Origin of the sequence: Psychrobacter sp., from assembly GCF_035469765.1 — a bacterium.
Lineage (GTDB): Bacteria > Pseudomonadota > Gammaproteobacteria > Pseudomonadales > Moraxellaceae > Psychrobacter.
Genome location: NZ_DATIRM010000369.1, coordinates 1 through 2,171 on the forward strand (window position 1 = coordinate 1; position 2,171 = coordinate 2,171).

The 2,171-nt window shown below is 43.0% G+C and carries 4 protein-coding genes and 1 pseudogene; 4 read left to right on the forward strand and 1 reads right to left on the reverse strand.

Annotation, left to right across the window (positions count from 1 at the left end; all coding sequences use genetic code 11):
* The coding region (locus tag VLN09_RS10220; protein ID WP_325246194.1) for a hypothetical protein at positions 1–211 on the forward strand (211 nt) is incomplete at its 5' end.
* Positions 212–374: 163 nt separating this feature from the next.
* On the opposite strand, the gene VLN09_RS12320 is transcribed toward VLN09_RS10220, so the two are convergent.
* Positions 375–728 carry a transposase gene (locus tag VLN09_RS12320; protein WP_414709122.1) on the reverse strand — a complete coding sequence of 118 codons (354 nt, stop codon included), beginning with the start codon at positions 726–728 and terminating at the stop codon, positions 375–377.
* A 34-nt stretch (positions 729–762) separates the two neighbouring features.
* On the opposite strand from VLN09_RS12320, the gene VLN09_RS10225 reads away from it, so the two are divergent.
* The 3 genes and pseudogenes from VLN09_RS10225 to VLN09_RS10235 all read left to right on the forward strand — a co-directional run.
* A complete protein-coding gene (locus VLN09_RS10225; RefSeq protein ID WP_325246196.1) occupies positions 763–1,038 on the forward strand; it encodes a transposase in 276 nt (91 codons plus the stop codon).
* Positions 1,039–1,142: 104 nt separating this feature from the next.
* A complete protein-coding gene (locus VLN09_RS10230; RefSeq protein ID WP_325246198.1) occupies positions 1,143–2,006 on the forward strand; it encodes an IS3 family transposase in 864 nt (287 codons plus the stop codon).
* Between the two features lie 36 nt (positions 2,007–2,042).
* Positions 2,043–2,171, forward strand: a pseudogene (locus VLN09_RS10235) (thioesterase family protein); the annotation flags it as partial.

Here is a 2,171-nt window from a genome sequence, read left to right on the forward strand (position 1 = left end):
GTTTTCAAGTGACCAATTCAATATAGCTTATGATATTGAACAAAAAGAATTAGGTGTAATCCTAGATCCTAATAATTTTGATCATCACGATATGGTGTCTGCTTTTAAACAGGTAGAACAAGTTTCAAAAGATAAGCTCAAACATTACAGTGAGATTAGCCAAAGTAGAGGCAGTGACTTTGCAGCAAAAACAGTATTAGGGCTAAAATAATATTTTACAGAGCATGTTAATTGTGACAGATTATAAATACCATAAAGAGAAGGCGAGAGACAAGCTTAGCGACCCTTCAGTAACTGATCTACGCTGTAAACCCCGTAGAAAATAACTTGGGAGATTTTAAGCATACCGCTTAATAATAATCTATGCTATCGATTTAGTAATCATGCAATCCGTATCTAACATAAGTAGTTCGATGCCTGTATAGCGCACCGAACATATACTGATAACTCATTGAGTGAATATACCACTTTGAAAATGGGTTTAGAGACTGAATAGGGATCAGTCCTAAAAAGGCAGCAGCCTGAGACGCTTTAGTAAAGTTTTTATCGTGCATGAGGGACAGGATCTGTCTTGAGACAATAACACCGACGCCGTTACTCGTTTGTAGCAGATCTTGGTCTTGCTTATTCTTGGACACGCAACATGGCATGCCTACCGTGTCCTTGATCCATTGAACGAAGACCTTGATCCGCAGGGTGTAGTGGCATAATAAAACTGGACAGTGCATAAGAGGCTATACTAGCCTAAAGAAGGAAACTAGTATGACCAACAAACGCAACCAATATACCCGAGAATTCAAACTTGAAGCCATCAGCTTAGTCATTGATCAAAACCGCAGCATCCCCGACGTTTCTGATTCACTTGGCATGGGCAAATCCACCTTACAGAAATGGCTGAGTCAGTACCGTCAAGAAATGGGTGGTCAAGCACCTAAAGTCGGCAATGCCTTAACCGATGAACAGCGAGAACTCCAAGAACTGCGTAAACAAGTAAAACGGCTGACTATGGAGCGCGACATCTTAAATGAGGAGGGATAAAACGAAGCACTGCTTCGTCCCGACGCAAGACAAGAGCTATGCTCGAGTGAGGCTTCAGCTCTGCTAGCCTTGGACAGTCTGAGCGATTATCGCTGATAAGTCAGCTGGCAGAGCAAGACAAACAGATGAGTAAAACTCAATTGTGTGACCTGTTTGGCATGGTTAAGAGTAGCTATTACTATGGGTTGCAGCCAAAGCCGATAAATATTGAAATGGTCAAGCTTAAAGCCTTCATTCGCCAAATATTTAATGACTCAAAGCAATCAGCTGGCGCTCGCAGTATTGCTGCTATCTTGATGAATGAGCATGGCATTAAGCTGACACGTTACTTAGCTGCTAAGATTATGAGAAGTATGGGGCTCATCAGTTGCCAGCTAAAAACACATAAATACAAGCGAGCTGACGAAGAACACCAAGCTCATGACAATATTCTAAAACGCAGATTTAGTCCAACTGCCCCTAATCAGGTCTGGACAGGGGATGTGACCTATATACGCATCAAAGGCGGCTTTAGTTATCTAGCCGTGGTTTTAGACCTATATGCCCGCCGTGTGGTTGGCTTTGCCGTATCAGATTCTCCTGACAGCGTGTTGACAAGTAAAGCGCTGCAAATGGCATATCACACACGATTAAGGCCAAGCGGGGTACTGTTTCATTCTGATCAAGGGACGCATTACACCAGTAAGAAATTCGCTGAGTCCGTGGCAAGTTGTGAGGGTATGACGCAAAGCATGAGCCGTCGTGGAAATTGTTGGGATAATGCGCCGACCGAAAGATTCTTCAGAAGCTTTAAAACAGAGTGGATGCCAAAGGGCGGTTATGAGGATATCGCTGAGGCTAAAAGCGCCATTGTTGATTACATCTGGGGCTATTATCAGACCGTGAGACCGCATGCGTTTAACGATTATTTATCACCAGCAGAGAAAGAGAAATGTTATTTTAACCAAACCTCTTATCAGCTGTCCTAAATTAGTTGATCACTACAATTGGGTATGGCAAAATTAGAGTGGATGTTTCCCAATACTGATTTGCAAATTCATATGCATCGCGCGCCGCAAGGTCGTTGGCTTGGTATTGAAGCGGTGCAGCAGTATGGTGCTGATGGCATAGGTATTAGCAGTGCAATACTCCAT